Source organism: Vibrio sp. 970, from assembly GCF_033339075.1.
The window spans coordinates 43,397-62,299 of the sequence record NZ_JAWOTW010000004.1 but is presented as its reverse complement, the minus strand read 5'-3'; the positions used below and the strand labels follow the sequence as shown (position 1 = coordinate 62,299).

The 18,903-nt window shown below is 43.5% G+C and carries 14 protein-coding genes; 9 read left to right on the top strand and 5 right to left on the bottom strand.

The window, feature by feature from the left end:
• Positions 1-210: 210 nt before the first annotated feature.
• Positions 211-1,686 carry a hypothetical protein gene (locus R7Q11_RS07305; protein WP_017820023.1) on the bottom strand — a complete coding sequence of 492 codons (1,476 nt, stop codon included), beginning with the start codon at positions 1,684-1,686 and terminating at the stop codon, positions 211-213.
• Between the two features lie 453 nt (positions 1,687-2,139).
• Between R7Q11_RS07305 and R7Q11_RS07300 the strand changes: the two genes are divergently transcribed.
• The 9 genes from R7Q11_RS07300 to R7Q11_RS07260 all read left to right on the top strand — a co-directional run bounded on the left by R7Q11_RS07300 (position 2,140) and on the right by R7Q11_RS07260 (position 15,125).
• Positions 2,140-3,687 carry a DUF3360 family protein gene (locus R7Q11_RS07300; protein WP_005378441.1) on the top strand — a complete coding sequence of 516 codons (1,548 nt, stop codon included), beginning with the start codon at positions 2,140-2,142 and terminating at the stop codon, positions 3,685-3,687.
• A gap of 303 nt (positions 3,688-3,990) precedes the next feature.
• The gene (pflB, locus tag R7Q11_RS07295; protein WP_005378442.1) at positions 3,991-6,267 is read left to right on the top strand and encodes a formate C-acetyltransferase; all 2,277 of its coding nucleotides are present in this window, start codon (positions 3,991-3,993) and stop codon (positions 6,265-6,267) included.
• A gap of 153 nt (positions 6,268-6,420) precedes the next feature.
• On the top strand, positions 6,421-7,398 hold the full coding sequence (locus R7Q11_RS07290; protein WP_053303245.1) for a lipid A deacylase LpxR family protein: 978 nt from the start codon (positions 6,421-6,423) through the stop codon (positions 7,396-7,398).
• A gap of 211 nt (positions 7,399-7,609) precedes the next feature.
• Positions 7,610-8,350, top strand: a complete 741-nt coding sequence (gene pflA / locus R7Q11_RS07285) for a pyruvate formate lyase 1-activating protein (RefSeq protein WP_005387854.1) — start codon at positions 7,610-7,612, stop codon at positions 8,348-8,350.
• A gap of 154 nt (positions 8,351-8,504) precedes the next feature.
• Complete coding sequence (locus tag R7Q11_RS07280; RefSeq protein ID WP_104978939.1) at positions 8,505-9,170, top strand: energy-coupling factor ABC transporter permease; 666 nt, start codon at positions 8,505-8,507, stop codon at positions 9,168-9,170.
• A gap of 136 nt (positions 9,171-9,306) precedes the next feature.
• Complete coding sequence (locus tag R7Q11_RS07275) at positions 9,307-9,807, top strand: YfbU family protein (protein WP_170893721.1); 501 nt, start codon at positions 9,307-9,309, stop codon at positions 9,805-9,807.
• A 493-nt stretch (positions 9,808-10,300) separates the two neighbouring features.
• Complete coding sequence (locus R7Q11_RS07270; RefSeq protein WP_005378447.1) at positions 10,301-12,235, top strand: PrkA family serine protein kinase; 1,935 nt, start codon at positions 10,301-10,303, stop codon at positions 12,233-12,235.
• A gap of 47 nt (positions 12,236-12,282) precedes the next feature.
• Positions 12,283-13,554: a YeaH/YhbH family protein gene (locus tag R7Q11_RS07265; protein ID WP_005378448.1), complete on the top strand. Its 1,272-nt coding sequence runs from the start codon at positions 12,283-12,285 to the stop codon at positions 13,552-13,554.
• A gap of 11 nt (positions 13,555-13,565) precedes the next feature.
• Entirely contained in the window at positions 13,566-15,125 is a 1,560-nt protein-coding gene (locus tag R7Q11_RS07260) for a SpoVR family protein (protein WP_005378449.1), read from the top strand.
• A gap of 79 nt (positions 15,126-15,204) precedes the next feature.
• Here R7Q11_RS07260 and kdsB read toward each other — a convergent pair whose 3' ends face one another.
• From kdsB to msbA, 4 genes are read right to left on the bottom strand one after another with little or no spacing between them, the layout of a single operon-like run.
• Positions 15,205-15,960: a 3-deoxy-manno-octulosonate cytidylyltransferase gene (kdsB, locus tag R7Q11_RS07255; RefSeq protein ID WP_054575460.1), complete on the bottom strand. Its 756-nt coding sequence runs from the start codon at positions 15,958-15,960 to the stop codon at positions 15,205-15,207.
• Positions 15,960-16,139: a Trm112 family protein gene (locus tag R7Q11_RS07250; protein WP_005378451.1), complete on the bottom strand. Its 180-nt coding sequence runs from the start codon at positions 16,137-16,139 to the stop codon at positions 15,960-15,962. Before R7Q11_RS07250 ends, kdsB begins: the two co-directional genes overlap by 1 nt.
• Positions 16,120-17,127 (bottom strand): tetraacyldisaccharide 4'-kinase, encoded by a 1,008-nt coding sequence (gene lpxK / locus R7Q11_RS07245; protein ID WP_225466333.1) that lies wholly within the window; start codon positions 17,125-17,127, stop codon positions 16,120-16,122. Before lpxK ends, R7Q11_RS07250 begins: the two co-directional genes overlap by 20 nt.
• Before the next feature lie 5 nt (positions 17,128-17,132).
• Positions 17,133-18,881: a lipid A ABC transporter ATP-binding protein/permease MsbA gene (gene msbA / locus R7Q11_RS07240; protein WP_042522131.1), complete on the bottom strand. Its 1,749-nt coding sequence runs from the start codon at positions 18,879-18,881 to the stop codon at positions 17,133-17,135.
• Between the last annotated feature and the right edge of the window lie 22 nt (positions 18,882-18,903).

Here is an 18,903-nt window from a genome sequence, read left to right as displayed (position 1 = left end):
ATTCGGAACAAATTAGCACCGCCCCTTGAAACTTGCAACAAATTATTAACCTAAATAATTCGAATAGAAAGATACGATAAACAAATTAATATGCAATATATAGCAACATATTCTTCAAAAGTTGAATATTAAATATAAAAAAGCCCCTTTCAAAGGGGCTTAATAAATTTACAAAAGTGTTAATTGAAACCTATTCGAGGTCGCAATGAATTAATTAAAACGACTGACTACCAACGAGTTTGAAGTACGTAATGTCACTTCATTTTCTAAGCCTTCTTTTTCAGAAGTAATGATGCCATCTAGGTCTTCATCTAGTTCAGGCTCTGACGCTTCACCATTGGAGAAGAAGCTCATGAAAACTTTAGAATCAATATTACTATCTTCATTCACTACTAAAGCAGTGCGATTAAAATCGTCCGAAGCTGAAACCTTCAAACCGTTAACGGCCGATGTTGGGAAGTTGTAGTAATGCAATTCAGGAACAACAACAGAATCACTATCACTTGTTGTGAAAATGCGATGTGTGACTCTGTAGTCGCCTGAAGTTGCAAAGTAAGCGACACGAGTAAAGCCTTCAGTAGACGATGTTAAGCCCATGTCCAGATCAATCACGGACTCTGCACTTCCTTGCGTTGATACACTTGGTTTTGTGTTCGGCAGGTTATCAATATTTAAGTAAGCACTCGGATCAACGTCAATATCCCATCCGTCAGAGATCGTTTCGTTAAGTAGAGACTCCCAACCATTAACTTGATTCTCTGAGAACGCCATGTATACCCAAGTTTCTTTATTCGTTGCACTAGGGCGATTATATTCAACGGCCGTTTTATCCAGCTTCAACGCGTCATATGCAAAACCGTTAGTAACAAAGCCAATGTTGAGCGAGTCGTAAGTATAGTCAGAAGACGAATAAATGTTTGACGTATTATCCGCTCTAACTAAGGCTATCTCACCAGTTCCCCACGAACCAATACCATACTGGTAAAGCGCTTTGTCACTTGAACCTGATTCATACTGAAACAATGCCGTTGGTTCACCTTTAAGCCCCATCAGTTCATCAGTAGGCAACATATCAGGGTTCGGAGACGTGAAAATATCGGTTTGCGAGACAAAGTTGTAATCTCCGCCACCTGATTCAGCGTTTCGGTAATCTAAGTTAGTAAACTTATTGCTTGCTAAGTTACCGCCAGTAAAGCATTTGTTCAAAGAGTCTCGGTTTAGTGCAAAAGTAGCATTACGTAGTTTCTTATCTTGCAAGAACTCTTTTGAAAACGTGTTTACGCGAGCTTCTTTGCCGTTAAATTCTATTGCTTGAAACGTTACAAAGCCGCCGTCAGGGATATCTTCAAGATAAAACTTAAAGTTATCAGTGGTAGGTTTGATAATGTCTCCGGATCTTTTGCCATCGGCATCAGAGTAGTAACCGATAACATAGTTGGTCACTTGCTCTTTTGACGCTGCACTGTAGGTTAAAACCGTTTTATCGCCGTTCAGCTCAGTTTTGTGGTCATATACAGTACAACCTTTCGTAGTTGCTTCACTTTCAGTCATTGTTGCTGGTATAGCAAAATCAAAAGTAAACGCAGTTTTCGGCGCTGCACCACCGCCACCGCCGCCACCGCCGCCGCAACCGACCATTAACCCTGAGATGATTGCCACTAGTGGCAGTACTTTAAGCTGTTTCATGTCTTTTTCCTAAACTGAGCGGCAATGATTAGCCAAAAAATTGTCTTTGCTCTGTCCAAAGCAAGAATAAAGCCAGCTTTATATAATCACCGTGAATATTGACATTTAATCTGCATCTCGTGCAAAAGGACAAAAAGTTCTAATTTTATGCAACTTGTGTAATGAAATTACACAAGATCTCCGCATCTCATTCGCATGCCAGAAACTTTCTGTAGTTTTATTTCACAACCATTCTTAAAGTGATCTAAATCAATCACCCTAAATGGCTATCTTGCTAGACTCCTGCCAAAAGATGAGGCTTTTTTTGTGCCTCAACACAATAAGTTATTAGCTATGCTTAGGCACAGTGTCGACGTGTAACAAATCTAACAATAGCTAGCATAAGCGTGCCGCAGGATGCGGATTAACACAATTGAATGAAGAATTCATAACTTTTAAATATATGAGGAATCTATGTCAGACGCAGTTAACAAAACGCACTCTGATTCAGATATCGAGACCAAGAGCTACCGTGAGCTTCATCGTCCAGCATCTGAGTTCGCAAGCCGTTCAGACTACCTAGACCACGAACTACAAATTATGAAGCCACGTCGTTTTGGCTTGAACTTGCCAGGTCGTGACTTCCGCTTTGAGCTTGAAGACCTTGTTCCAGCGCTTGCTGGTACTATCGGTATTATCGCAATGTACTCTGCGGTAATGATGTCTTGGGCTGAAGGTCTTACTGCAGCATGGGACCACGTAAACTTAGGCAAGGACTTTGCTATCGAAGTTGCGCGTGTAGAAATGCTCATCCCTGCACTTCTTTTCTGTGTACTTGCCTCTGGTTTTATTAACCCTAAAGCCAACCTAGCAGGCAACCACGGCCCAATGATCCCTCTTATTGGTACCATCGCTCTTGCTGGTGCTCACCCTCTTGCATTAGCAATTCTCATTGGTGTGTTTGGTTTGATTTTGAGCCTCTTAAAAGGTGGGTCAAAACTGGTTAACCTCACCTCTGAAGGTACGGCTGGTGGCCTTCTTATTTTCCTAGGTTTAACCGGAACCATGAGCCAAATTAACTCTATTCAAGCTTGGGCTGTTGGTTTGCAATCCGATACGGTTGCCGCTGGTAGCATGGGTTACATCGGTCTAATTGTTCTTGCGGTTACCATTGGCTTATACGCGTTCCTTGCTAAAGTGAACAAACGCTGGCTAGCGATCCCTGTTTGTGCCTTCACTGGGCTTGCAATCGCACTTGCTCTTGGCGCAGGCTTCGATATTAAATTCGTAACCGAGACAGGCCTTCCAAACCTAAATCCAATCTACTGGTGGGGTTCAACAGAAGAAGGTTGGATGCTTGGTCTTCCTAATATGGAACACTTCATCGCTTCTCTACCATTCGCCATTCTTGCGGTAGCAATGTGGTCACCTGACTTCTTGGGTCACCGTATCTTCCAAGAGATGAACTATCCACGTAAGAGTGAGAAAGTGCTGATGGACGTTGATGACACAATGACAATGTGTTCCGTTCGCCAAATGGTCGGTACTGCAGTGGGTGGTGGTAACATCACATCATCTTGGGGGACTTACATGATCCCTGCTGCAATCGCGAAACGCCCTATTCCTGCTGGCGCCATCTTACTAGGCTCTCTATGTATTATTGTTGCAATCCTTGGTTTTCCTATGGACGTTGCAGTATGGCCTCCAGTTATGCGCGTTGCTCTTCTCGTTGGTGTATCTCTACCACTGCTTGAAGCTGGCATGCAGATGGTGAAGGACTCGAAAGACTCACAAGCAGCAGGTATCTGTATCTTTGGTTCTGCCGTTGTTAACCCAGTTCTAGCTTGGGCACTAACTATGCTTTTAGATAACAACGGTTTAATTGGAGATAAAGAGCGCGCGTCTCGCCTATCATTTGTAGACAAGATTGTGATCCCAGTAAGCGTACTTGTTATCTGTTTAGTTGCTATGCTTGCAGTTGGTATGCTTGAAGGCCAGTATGGCATCCAAGCTTGGCTATAAGCTAGCAGTCCAGAAATTTGTGGGTAGCGCTCGTCGCTACCCCATTTTTATCGAGATTTTTGAGGATTTATTGATTTAGTTTAAGGTTTGCAAAAAAATTTTAGTTTAACCTCTAACTGTTGCTTAAAAAGAGAAACGTTAAAACTAGTGACAATATTTATAGTTTTGTAAATCGAATACGTAAATTTAAGACTATAAATATTGTTATTCATAAGAGTGTACTGTTCCCCTCTTTTATCTGGGGATAGCTGGCTCAACGGCGAAGCAGTACGTATTTTTTTCTACTAAAAAGGTAGGTATGTCATGGCAGAGCAATTTGCTAAAGCTTGGGAAGGTTTTGCTGCAGGCGACTGGCAAAACGAAGTAAACGTTCGTGATTTCATTCAGAAGAACTACACTCCGTACGAAGGCGACGAATCTTTCCTAGTTTCTGAAGGTACTGAAGCGACTAACAAGCTTTGGGCTAAGGTAATGGAAGGCATCAAACAAGAGAACGCGACTCACGCTCCTGTTGATTTTGATACTTCAGTTATCTCTACCATCACTGCTCACGATGCAGGCTACATCGAAAAAGACCTAGAAACTATCGTAGGTCTTCAAACTGACGCTCCTCTAAAACGTGCGATCATCCCTAACGGTGGTATCCGCATGGTTGAAGGTTCATGCAAAGCCTACGACCGCGAGCTAGACCCACAAGTTAAAAAAATCTACACAGAATACCGTAAAACTCACAACCAAGGCGTTTTCGATATCTACACTCCTCAAATCATGGCGTGTCGTAAATCTGGCGTACTGACTGGTCTTCCAGATGCATACGGTCGTGGTCGTATCATCGGTGACTACCGTCGTGTTGCTCTATACGGTATTGACTTCCTAATGAAGGATAAATTCGCGCAGTTCTCTTCTCTACAAGAGCGTTTTGAGAACGGCGAAGACCTACAAATGACAATGCAGCTTCGTGAAGAGATCGCAGAGCAACACCGTGCTCTAGGTCAAATCAAAGAAATGGCTGCAAAATACGGTTGTGATATTTCTCGTCCTGCTGAAACTGCGCAAGAAGCTATTCAGTGGACTTACTTCGGTTACCTAGCTGCTGTTAAATCTCAAAACGGTGCGGCTATGTCTCTAGGTCGTACTTCTACGTTCCTAGACATCTTCATCGAACGTGATATCGCGGCTGGTAAGCTAACTGAAGAACAAGCTCAGGAAATGATCGACCACTTCGTAATGAAACTACGTATGGTTCGTTTCCTACGTACTCCTGAGTACGATGATCTATTCTCTGGCGACCCTATCTGGGCAACTGAGTCTATGGGTGGTATGGGTCTTGACGGTCGTACGCTAGTTACTCGTACAAACTTCCGTTTCCTAAACTCACTATACACTATGGGTCCTTCTCCAGAGCCAAACATCACTGTTCTTTGGTCTGAGCAACTACCTGAAGGCTTCAAGAAGTTCTGTGCGAAAGTATCTATCGATACTTCTTCTATTCAGTACGAAAATGACGACCTAATGCGTCCAGACATGAACTCTGACGACTACGCGATCGCATGTTGTGTATCTCCAATGGTTGTTGGTAAGCAAATGCAGTTCTTCGGTGCTCGTGCGAACCTTGCAAAAACAATGCTTTACACCATCAACGGTGGTGTGGATGAGAAGCTAAAAATCCAAGTTGGCCCGCAAATGCCTAAGATCGAAGGCGATGTTCTTAACTACGATGAACTGTGGGAGAAAATGGACCACTTCATGGATTGGCTAGCGAAACAATATGTGACTGCACTAAACGCTATCCACTTCATGCACGATAAGTACAGCTACGAAGCGGCACTAATGGCTCTACACGACCGTGACGTTAAACGTACTATGGCTTGTGGTATTGCTGGTCTATCTGTTGCAGCTGACTCACTATCTGCAATTAAATACGCAAAAGTTAAGCCAATTCGTGACGAAGACGGTCTAGCAATCGACTTCGAAATCGAAGGCGATTACCCTAAATTCGGTAACAACGACCCACGCGTTGATGACATTGCATGTGAACTTGTTTCTGTATTTATGGGCAAAATCCGTAAGCTTAAGACTTACCGTGACGCAATCCCTACTCAGTCAATTCTTACTATCACTTCAAACGTGGTTTACGGTAAGAAAACTGGTAACACGCCTGATGGTCGTCGTGCTGGTGCTCCATTTGCTCCAGGTGCAAACCCAATGCACGGTCGTGACGAGAAAGGTGCTGTAGCATCACTAACTTCAGTTGCTAAACTGCCGTTTGCTGACGCACAAGATGGTATCTCTTACACATTCTCTATCGTACCTAACGCACTAGGTAAAGATGAGGGTTCACAACGCGCTAACCTTGCTGGTCTGATGGATGGTTACTTCCACCACGAAGCGGGTATCGAAGGTGGCCAACACCTAAACGTGAACGTTCTTAACCGTGAAACTCTAGAAGACGCAGTTAAGCACCCAGAGAAATACCCTCAGCTAACAATCCGTGTATCTGGTTACGCTGTTCGCTTCAACTCTCTAACTGCAGAGCAACAAGCTGACGTAATCGCACGTACATTCACTGAGTCTCTATAAGACTATAGCGAAATAACGTTCTAGTAATACAACAAAGGCTGATGCTAAGTAGCATCAGCCTTTTTTTATTTCTTGAATGAAAGTTGTGATATCGCGAAAGACTTTTGCCCGCATTCTTACGTATGATGCGAAAAAAGTTAGCAAATAAAGTCTATGAGATTTAGTAAATTAATTATTCTTACCCTTCTTTCTCCAGTTGCAATAGCATCCACTAAGTCTACGGTTTCTTTTACCATCGACAACGATGGTATTTTTGGCGTCGATCAAGACTATACGAATGGTGTTTTCCTTTCGTACGCGACAGACCAACTGATACAAGAAAGCCAATGGAAATGGCTGAGTCTAGCTAACTCAGAGCACGCCAATATCGATAAAATAGAGTTGGTTCTTGGCCACAAAATGTGGACTCCAAGCGACATTGAAGCCGATTATCCACTAATCAATGATCGCCCATATGCCGGTTACCTACACACCGAAATCAACTACCTTTCCCTAACGAGTGACAAAGCTGTACGGTACAATTTCACCATAGGAGCTACGGGTGAAAGTTCGCTATCAGAAAAGGCGCAAGAAATCGTTCACGGCATAACAGGATCGACGGACCCTCAAGGTTGGGATTACCAGATTGAAGATAAAGTTGCGTTCAGCCTTGGTTACCGCGTATTTAACAAATTGATGCGCAGCGAAGAACAAAAAACACAATGGGAGATCACCAACATTAACGACATCAATGCGGGTAACTTCCGTAGTGATGTCTCTCAAGGCGTCATGTTTCGTTGGGGTACAAACCTAGCGAATAGCATCGGAGCCGCCAATATCAGTGTCGAAAGCCCTTTTTCAGCAAGTATGATCGCTCAGAACACGTCGAGTTGGTTCTTGTTCACCGGGTTTGAAGGTCGTTACCGCTTTAATGACATGACTATCGAAGGAGATCGTCCTGGCATTCCTGAACCGTCAGCGCCATACGACGTCACACTGCAAAATTGGCAAGCAAGTGCCGTCGCGGGAGTATCTTGGTACAACCAAAATTACGGTGCAAGCATCACCTTTACAATTAAAACACCGGATTATGAAGAAGCCCAAACCGATGTTTATGGGACAGGCTCGTTCTCCGTGTTCGCCTTTTTCTAAAAACTGGATTATCCCAGCATCGAAGTCAATCTAGATACACGGCAAGTTCTCGGGGTAGGTATTAACCACCTCGTGTTCAAGCGTTTATGCAGATTGGCTCCATCTATTTTCTTTCTTCAAATAACCTTGCCTTTAGTACCGACAAAGCTGTTTTAACCCTGCTTTTTGTAATAAAATAACAGCTAGAATTTACTAGTAATGAGAGCAAAAGATGTCAACAGCTGGTCGTATTCACTCATTTGAGTCATGTGGTACCGTAGACGGACCTGGTATTCGATTTATCGTCTTCTTGCAAGGTTGTTTAATGCGCTGTAAGTATTGCCATAACCGCGATACTTGGGACACGCATGATGGCAAAGAAGTCACGGTTGAAGAAATCATTTCCGAAGCGAAAAGTTACCGCCACTTCATGAATGCATCAGGTGGTGGCGTTACTTGTTCTGGCGGCGAAGCGATGCTTCAACCGGAATTCGTACGTGATTTTTTCCGCGCAGCTAAAACCGAAGGCATTCATACATGTCTAGATACTAACGGTTATGTTCGTAAGCACACTGATGTTATCGATGAAGTACTGGATGCAACAGACTTAGTCATGCTTGACATCAAACACATGAAAGACGAAGTGCACCAAGATCTCATCGGTGTATCCAACCGACGCACATTGGACTTTGCTCGTTACTTGCAAAAAATCGGAAAGAAAACATGGATTCGCTATGTCGTCGTGCCTGGTTACACAGATGACCCAGAAGCAGCACACATGCTTGGTGAATTTATTAAAGACATGGATAACATCGAAAAGGTCGAGTTACTTCCTTACCACAAATTAGGGGCTCATAAGTGGGAAGCGTTAGGCTTAGAATACCCACTCGAAGGCGTAAACCCGCCACCGAAAGAAACCATGGATGAAATTCAATCCATTCTTGCTCAATACAACGATAACGTAAAATACTAAGTGAACCGCAAGACTAACCTCTTTAAAATACCAGCTTATTGCTGGTATTTTTTTGATTATATCTAAGCCTTATCAGTGAGTTTCTCTGCGGTCATTTAGGTATAAAAAGAACGATAGAAATGATTGCGTCATGTTCGCATAGGAAGGAAGTAACATGGATTTGTTTAACTTAGGCTCTCTTGTTGTCTCAATTTGGATAGTAGTAGTCTACTGCCTACCAGATTGGAAAAAAGTCGTTTGGCCCAAACTGGAAAAAGAAAAAGGATTTCAGCACCTCGTTTTTGCAACGCTCTTCTTTTTCAGTATTTTATGGGCCGCTCAAGCAGGTGTAAAAGAAGGATTACAGATTCATTTTCTTGCACTAACAACGCTGACGATGATGTATGGTTGGCGCATGGCATTTATACTCAGCATTCCCGCTATGTTGGTCAACCACCTACTACATGATGTGTCCTTGCTACTCTTACCCACGTCGTTAGTTCTATCTGCCCTAATTCCGATTTTCATTAGTTACTTAGTGTTTCTTCTGAGTTACCACTACTTGCCACGAAACATTTTTGTTTTCATCTTCGTTGCTGGATTTTTCAATGGCGCGATAACAGGAAGTCTGCACCTCATCATTAACTCTTTTTATCACCTATCAGTTGGTCACTACGATTGGGAAACCATTCAACATAACTACTTTGTTTTTGTGCCGTTGCTCGCCTTTCCAGAAGGTCTATTAAATGGTATGGCACTGGCGGTTTTAACCGTATTCAAGCCAGAGTGGCTGAGAGTATTTTCAGACCGAGACTACATATACAATCATTACCATAAATAAGTGTTTTCAAACTGGTCAAAAGTGACAGTTCTTGCCATTTTTTAGTATTAAATATGTGTTGAGATCATGTTTCACTCATGTCTTAAGCGTTAACCTAAGCACATTAAAAATGTATTAGATATCTAGTGAGGTCACCATGGAAATGTCAAACGCTCAACGTTTGATTCTATCAAACCAATACAACCTTATGTCTCAACTTGATCCAAGTAATGCGGCCAAATACAAACGCTTACAAACGATCGTTGAACGTGGTTATGAACTACAAATGCGAGAGTTGAACAAAGATTTCGGCTGCCTCTCAGAAGCAGAATGTCGTGAGATCATCGACGTTATGGAGATGTATCATGCGATGCAAGAATCTTACAACATGCTAGACGATGAAGACCGCAGCAACGTAGATCAGCGCCGCTTGAAGTTCTTGGGATTTGATATCGCTTCAGAAGCGCAACAAGTATATTACGTACGTTTTCTCATCGATTCTGAAGGTTTGTACCCTCAGTTTGACAAGGCAGATCATCACTTTAACAGCCAAATGCCGATGCTAGATAAATACCGCCGTATGCTGCAAACTTGGCGTAACTGCCCTCGTCAGTATCATTTATGTGAAAACGAACTAGCGCAAATCTTCAGCGCATAAAATGGTCGTCTAAGAATGAGGAGAGCGCCCGCTCTCCTTGTTATTTACCCTGTCACAAACTTATCTAAGACTTTGCTCTCTTCCTACCTCTTTCACTTACCTTGCTCAATGTAGAACAACGAATCACTGAGACTCTTCTGTCTTTGCCAAATATTTGATTTCTATTGCACCTATTCACGACATAAATTCGTCCTTAATAAAAGAGTGATTCAAATGTCACTTTTACAATAAATTCATAATTGTTAAGCAAAATTGCAAATCCCCGACTAGGCTTAAGTAGAGAAAGGCTGTGATTGAAAAATTCATATCCACCGCTCACCGTTGTAACGAAAAAACCGTCCATAAAGCAAAGTCTTTGGTGTCGCCAATCTTACATTCTGTACGAACCAAATGTGATAACAGGACGTATATTCAAACAACAACGAGCATAACTGTTGGTGGAAAGCCTGAATCAACGTTCGTCGGTAGACTGACTATTAAAGGGGAAAGCGACATGAGTATTTTCGACCACTATCAATCAAGATATGAAGCTGCAAAAGATGAAGAGATGTCGTTACAGGAGTTTTTAGCCCTGTGTAAAGATGACAAAAGCGCTTATGCTAATGCAGCAGAACGCCTACTGATGGCGATTGGTGAACCAGAGATAATCGATACGGCAAAGGATCCGAGACTAAGCCGAATCTTCTCGAATCGTGTTATCTCTCGTTATGAAACCTTTAAAGACTTTTATGGCATGGAAGATGCCATAGAACAAATTGTGTCTTACCTAAAACATGCGGCGCAAGGCCTAGAAGAGCGTAAGCAGATTCTTTACTTACTCGGCCCTGTAGGTGGCGGTAAGTCTTCGCTTGCAGAAAAGCTTAAGGCTCTGATGGAACAGATGCCTATTTATGTTCTTACTGCTAACGGCGAACGCAGCCCAGTGAATGACCATCCATTCTGCCTATTCAAAGCCACAGAAGATGGCGATATTTTGAAAAAAGAATATGGCATCGAGCACCGTTATCTTCGCTCGATCATGTCTCCTTGGGCCGCTAAACGTCTTCACGAGTTTGGTGGTGATATCACCAAATTTAAAGTAGTGAAAGTACGCCCTTCTATCCTTGACCAAATCGGTATTGCCAAAACTGAACCAGGCGATGAAAACAACCAAGATATCTCATCATTGGTTGGTAAAGTCGATATTCGTAAGCTTGAACACTATTCGCAAGACGATCCAGACGCTTACAGCTACTCCGGTGCGCTGTGTAAAGCAAACCAAGGTTTAATGGAATTCGTTGAGATGTTCAAAGCACCAATCAAAGTGCTTCACCCGCTGTTAACAGCAACGCAAGAAGGCAACTTCAACGGTACAGAAGGCCTTTCTGCGATTCCATTCGACGGTATGATTCTGGCTCACTCAAACGAATCTGAGTGGCAGACCTTCCGTAACAACAAGAACAATGAAGCGTTCTTGGACCGTGTTTATATTGTGAAAGTACCTTACTGTCTACGTGTTTCAGAAGAAGTCAAAATCTACCAAAAACTTCTCGAAAACAGTGAGTTGTCTCAAGCCCCTTGTTCACCAAGCACGCTCGAGACTCTGGCACAATTCAGTATTCTTTCTCGACTTAAAGAGCCTGAAAACTCGTCCATCTTCTCTAAGATGCGCGTATACGACGGTGAAACGCTGAAAGATACGGATCCAAAGGCAAAAAGCTATCAAGAGTATCGTGATTATGCTGGTGTCGATGAAGGCATGAACGGTCTCTCAACACGTTTTGCCTTTAAGATTTTGTCACGCGTATTTAACTTCGACCAAACCGAAGTGGCAGCCAACCCTGTACATCTATTCTATGTGATTGAACAACAGGTTGAGCGCGAACAGTTCCCTGCTGAAACAGCAGAGAAATATCTCGAGTTCTTGAAAGGCTACCTAGTACCTCGATACGTTGAATTTATCGGTAAAGAGATTCAGACCGCTTATCTTGAGTCTTACTCTGAATACGGCCAAAACATCTTCGACCGATATGTCACCTATGCAGACTTCTGGATTCAAGACCAAGAGTACCGAGATCCAGAAACTGGTCAGCTATTTGATCGCTCTTCACTGAATGCTGAGCTAGAGAAGATCGAAAAAACAGCTGGTATTTCTAACCCGAAAGATTTCCGAAACGAAATCGTTAACTTTGTGCTTCGTGCGAAAGCGAATAACAATGGTCAAAACCCGGTTTGGACCAGCTACGAAAAACTGCGCACAGTAATCGAGAAGAAAATGTTCTCCAATACCGAAGAGCTACTTCCGGTTATCTCATTTAATGCGAAAACCTCTTCTGAAGATCAGAAGAAGCATGACGACTTTGTCGCTCGCATGATGGAAAAAGGCTATACCGAGAAACAGGTTCGCCTACTTTCTGAGTGGTACCTACGAGTACGTAAGTCATCCTAACCCAGTATTGAGTTAGGTCGCTTGTGAAACATGAAGAGGGCTATTTCATGGCGCAATTTATAGACCGAAGGCTCAATGGCAAGAACAAGAGCGCTGTTAATCGACAGCGCTTCTTGAAGCGCCACAAAGAGCAAATAAAAGAGTCGGTAGCAGACGCAGTGAATCGACGCTCGATTACGAATACGGAAACGGGCGAAGACGTCTCTATCCCTCACAAAGACATCAATGAGCCTATATTTCATCAAGGCAAAGGTGGTGTTCGCGAACGAGTTCATCCCGGTAACGATCAATTTATTACTGGTGATAAAATTGAGCGTCCCAAAGGTGGCGGTCAGGGTAGCGGCTCAGGAGAAGGGAACGCCAGTCCAGATGGAGAAGGCCAAGACGAATTTGTATTCCAAATATCAAAAGATGAGTACCTCGATATTTTGTTCGAAGATCTCGAGCTGCCTAATCTAGAAAAAAACCAAATTGCCAAAATCACTGAATGGAAAACACACCGTGCAGGCTTTCAAACTGCCGGTATCCCTTCCAATATCGCCGTAGTACGTTCTCTGCAACAATCTCTTGCGCGCCGTACTGCAATGACTGCCGGTAAAAAACGACTTCTTAAAGAGTTAGAAGACGAACTTGCTCGCATCAAAAATATTGAACCTGCTCAGCAGTTTGAAGAGAACCGCTTGAAGGCTGAAATTGAAGAACTGCGCAAGAAAATCGAAAGCGTGCCGTTCATCGATACCTTCGACTTACGCTTCAAGAACTATGAGAAACGCCCGGTACCATCGAGCCAAGCGGTCATGTTCTGTCTAATGGACGTATCCGGTTCGATGGATCAGGCAACGAAAGACATCGCAAAACGCTTCTATGTTCTTTTGTACTTGTTCTTAACTCGTACCTACGAGAATGTCGAAGTCGTCTTTATCCGCCACCATACCCAAGCGAAGGAAGTGGACGAGCACGAATTTTTCTACTCACAAGAAACCGGGGGCACCATTGTATCTAGCGCACTCAAGTTAATGGATGAAATAGTAAAAGAGCGATACCCGATTGGTCAGTGGAACATATATGCAGCTCAAGCATCCGACGGTGACAACTGGGCAGATGATTCGCCAAGGTGCCGGGATCTATTAGTGAACAAATTACTTCCAAACTGTCAGTACTACTCTTACATAGAGATCACACGGCGCTCGCACCAAACTCTATGGCATGAGTACGAAAAACTCACTGAAGAGTTTCCTAATTTCGCAATGAAAAACATTCGCTCTGTGGAGGATATTTTCCCAGTCTTTCGTGAACTATTCCAAAAAGAAACGGCGTAAGGAGGCTAGCGATGAATACCGCAACGAGAAACCTCTCAGGAGAGGCGCCTAAGAAGCGTAACAGTAAAGTGTTGCCAGATGGACCAGATTGGACATTTGAGCTGTTAGAGCGATACCACAAAGAAATTAAGCGTGTCGCGGAGCATTATCGCCTAGACACTTACCCTAACCAAATAGAAGTGATTACTTCAGAACAGATGATGGATGCCTACTCAAGTATCGGCATGCCAATCAATTACAATCACTGGTCATTTGGTAAAAAATTCATCCAAACAGAGCAGAACTATAAACATGGTCAAATGGGGCTAGCCTACGAGATTGTGATTAACTCCGACCCTTGTATTGCTTATTTGATGGAAGAAAATACGGTAACAATGCAAGCACTCGTTATAGCGCACGCGTGTTACGGCCATAACTCTTTTTTCAAAGGTAATTACCTATTCCAAACGTGGACTGACGCCAGTTCTATTATCGACTATCTGCTGTTCGCCAAAAAGTACTTAGCCGAATGTGAAGAACGATATGGCGTAAAAGAAGTGGAAAAGCTGCTCGACTCTTGTCACGCGTTAATGAACTTTGGTGTAGACCGCTACAAGCGTCCAGAGAAAATCTCAATTACAGAGGAAAAAGCAAGACAAGAAGAACGCGAAGCATACCTACAATCTCAAGTTAATGAGCTTTGGCGCACGGTACCGACAGCCAAGACGAAAGAGGAAGACATTAAAGAGCGATTCCCAAGCGAGCCTCAGGAAAACTTGCTCTACTTCTTCGAAAAACATGCGCCGTTGCTAGAGCCGTGGCAACGTGAAGTTGTTCGGATCGTCCGTAAGATCAGTCAGTATTTTTATCCGCAAAAACAAACGCAAGTTATGAATGAGGGCTGGGCAACGTTCTGGCACTACACCATACTCAACCATCTTTATGATGAGGGCTTGGTGTCTGAAAAATTCATTCTAGAGTTCTTACATAGCCACACCAGTGTCGTGGCTCAGCCGCCTTATAACAGTCCTTACTTTAATGGCATTAACCCCTACGCGTTAGGCTTTGCCATGTTCCGAGATATTAAGCGTATCTGTGAAGAACCAACTGATGAGGACAAAGAGTGGTTTCCAGACCTAGCAGGAACCGACTGGTTAGATGCAGTGCATTTCGCGATGCATAATTTCAAAGATGAAAGCTTTATTAGCCAATACCTTTCTCCGAAATTAATGCGTGATTTCAAGCTGTTTGCGATCAACGATGATGATCATAAGAACTTTATTGAAGTCGCTGCGATACACGATGAGATGGGTTATAAACGCATTAGAGAAACCTTAGCTGCTCAGTATAACTTATCTAATCTTGAGCCAAACATTCAGGTGTTTAATGTCGATGTCCGTGGTGATAGATCGCTTACGTTGCAGTACGTTCCTCACAACCGCATCCCACTTGATGATAGTTACGAAGAAGTTCTAAAGCACGTGTACCGATTATGGGGCTTTGATGTCATTCTCCAAGAAGTGAAAGACACCGGTCACCGAGAAGTGTTAGCAACCTGCCCTAAACGGAACCAATACGACACTAATATTTAACTAATACCGCGATACAAGTAAAACAAAAAGGCTCCTAATTCAGGAGCCTTGTTTATTCTTAAATCTATATGAGCATTTGTTACGCTTGCTTTGCAACAATCGCGCGCACGGCTTCTAGGTCTTCGGGCGTATCAACCCCTGCCGCTGGTGCCTCTTTCGCTACCGCCACATGAATTTTTTCACCGTACCAAAGCACTCGCAGTTGCTCAAGACACTCAATCTGCTCTAATGCACTTGGTGCCCAGTTGACATACGTATTAATGAAACCAGCTCGATAAGCATAAATACCAATATGACGCATTAATGGGTTGGCAATAGTTTTGTCTTGTTTAGCAAAGCTATCGCGATCCCAAGGGATGGTTGCTCGACTAAAGTACAACGCATAGCCTTGCTCATCTGCGACAACTTTAACAGCGTTCGGGTTGAACACTTCCTCTTCCGAGTCTATTTCTACAGCTAACGTCGCCATCGGGGCTTCACACCCAGATAAGTTATCAGCAACCTGACGAATGATGGACGGCGGAATCAAAGGCTCATCCCCTTGCACATTAACAATAATGTGGTCTGACGGAATAGCCATCTTTTCAACAACTTCGGCAAGACGCTCCGTACCTGATTCGTGGTGGGGAGAGGTCATACAAACTTTACCACCAAATGACGAAACCGCTTTCGCAACACGCTCGTCATCAGTTGCAACGATGACATCTTCCGCACCCGCTTGTAGCGCTTGTTCATAAACCCACTGAACCATAGGCTTACCACCAATATCCGCTAGCGGTTTACCAGGCAAACGGCTCGATGCGTAGCGCGAAGGGATGACAACCGTAAAAGACATTAGCGTCCCTCATCCATGCTCATAGTGCGAGCTTCAGGCTCTAGCAGAACTGGAATACCCTCTTTGATCGGGTAAGCAAGGCGATCCAATTTGCAGATCAACTCTTGATTATCTTTATCGTACGTCAGCTTACCTTTGCAAACAGGGCAAGCTACAATCTCAAGTAGACGGTGATCCATAAGCCGCTTTAACCTCTTTTATTCTATTTAAAATTTGCTCTGCATCGTTTGATTCAAACTGGGCAGATACAGGCAGATACCACCAATTATCTTGCGCATAATGGCTGCACTTGACGGCATCTTTCTCGGTCATAATCACATTGGTCCCTTGTTGAGCCAATGCTTCTAATTCTTGTTGATCAAAGTCTTGATGGTCAGCAAAACCTTTTGTGACTTTAACATCTGCGTCCATCGAGTTTAGTGTATGAAAAAAACGCGGAGGATGCCCAATGCCCGCAAATGCGACGAGATCTTTCAACTCCGAGACATCCACATGTTGCGTAGTCTTAAGATTAATAGCTTTAGAGGGTGCTAAAGCCATTGCGATTTCGCCCGTATGCGCTTGACCGCCATTGGTGATGATAAAGTCGACTTCTTTAAGTCGCTCAATACCTTCACGTAAAGGACCTAATGGAATCAGGCTTTCATTCCCAAACCGGCGATTCCCATCCACAATCACTAACTCAATATCACGGCCTAACGCATAATGTTGTAATCCATCATCCGTAATTATGATATCCACATCCAAATCTAGCAGTGCTTTCACTGCATTTGAACGCACAGGATCTACCGCAACAGGTGCTCCTGTACGGCGATGAATCAACTTAGGTTCATCGCCACAATGCTTCGCTGGCGTATCTTCTTTTAGCACTAACGGATAGGCAGGAGCCTTTGCCCCATAACCACGAGAAACAACCCCCGGCTTAAAGCCCATTTGCTGTAGTTGCTCAACAAGCCACACAACAACTGGTGTTTTACCATTGCCACCAGCAGTGATATTGCCAACCACAACAACAGGTATAGGCGCATTATAAGCTTGCTTGCGGCCAGTTTGGTATTGCTTTCGCTTTGACTTGCTTATCGCTCCAAATAATAAACTCAGTGGCCACAAAAGCGGCCACAAGAGGTATTTTATTGGATGGTTTTCAAACCAGATTTTTTCAATCACCGCGCTTATTCACCAAACTGAATACGGTGCAATTGTGCATACGCACCATTTTTCTCAATAAGCTCAGCGTGGTTGCCACGTTCAATGATGGCACCATCATCAACCACAAGAATTTCATCGGCTTTCTCGATTGTGGATAAGCGGTGCGCTATTACAAGTACCGTTTTGTCTTTTTGCAGCTCATCAAGTGCAGCTTGAATAGCTCGCTCGGATTCGGTATCCAAAGCCGAAGTTGCCTCATCAAGAATCAGCACTGGAGCATCACGCAATAGAGCTCGCGCAATCGCAACACGTTGGCGTTGACCACCAGACAAGCTAGCACCATTTTCACCAATCATGGTATCAAGTCCATCATCCATTTTGCCGATGAACTCCATCGCATGCGCGAGTGTTGCCGCTTTCTCGATATCACTGCGCTCGTATTGGCCATCCGTTGCGTACGCAATATTGTTTGCTATCGTGTCATTAAACAAATGAACATTTTGCGATACTAGTGCAAATTGCTGACGTAAATTCTTTAGCTCGTAATCACGAATATCATGCCCATCTAATGTGATAGATCCACTGTCAACATCATAGAAGCGGTTGAACAAGTTCGCGATGGTACTTTTACCTGAGCCAGAACGGCCAACTAGCGCCACCGTTTTTCCTCTTGGAATATCGAAGCTGACATTTTCCAATGCTGGTTTTTCTGCACCAGTGTAAGTAAAGCTTACGTTTTTAACTGAAACATCGCCATTTGCGCGTTCAACTGTCAACTTACCTTCGTTTTTCTCAGGCTCGAGGTCAATTAACGCGAAGAGCGTTTGGCTCGCGGCCATACCACGTTGGAACTGAGAAGTAACGTTAGTCAGCGCTTTAAGTGGGCGCATCAGACCAAACATTGCAGAGAACACAACAGTAAATGTACCTGGAGTCAGTTGCTCTTTAATCGAATCAATACTTGCTAAATAAAGAACGGCAACAATTGCAAGTGATGCAATCATTTGGATGATAGGGTTAGCCGCCGCTTGAGCCGTCACCAACTTCATGCTTTGTTGACGCATTTGGTTGCTGACTTTTTCAAATCGTTTACGTTCGATGTCTTGGCCGCCATAGCTCAACACAACTTTATGGCCTTTCAGCATCTGCTCTGCTGATGCAGTTACGTTACCCATCATGGTCTGCATATTTTTGGATATTTTTCTAAAACGTTTAGAAACAACACCAATACCCCATGCTACAACGGGAGCAACAGCAAACAGCACTAGCGACAATTGCCAGCTGTTGTAAAACATCAAAACTAACAGACCAATGATACTTGCGCCTTCACGCACAATGCTCACCAACGCTTGGCTAGTTGCCGCTGATACTTGCTCTGAGTCGTAGGTTATACGCGACAATAAGTTGCCCGTCTTTTCCTTATCAAAATAAGATACTGGCATATGCATAAAGTGATTGAACACCATGCGACGGACTTGCATAACTACGTTGCCAGATACCCAGCTCAAACAATAGGTGGAGACAAATCCACTTATGCCACGGATGAACATCATGGCAAAAATAATCAATGGAAGCGTGCGTAAAAAATCAGATTCAGCGTTCCCAAAACCTTCATCGAGTAGTGGTTTTAGCAGGGAAATCATATAGGTATCTGATATGGCATTAATAACTAATGCAATGACTGCAACGACAAGACCTGACTTATAAAGGCGAATAAATTGCCATAGACGCTTAAACGTCTGCCAAGTCGTTTCATCAGTATTTATCGACATAGAAGTGCTTTATTTTCTTACA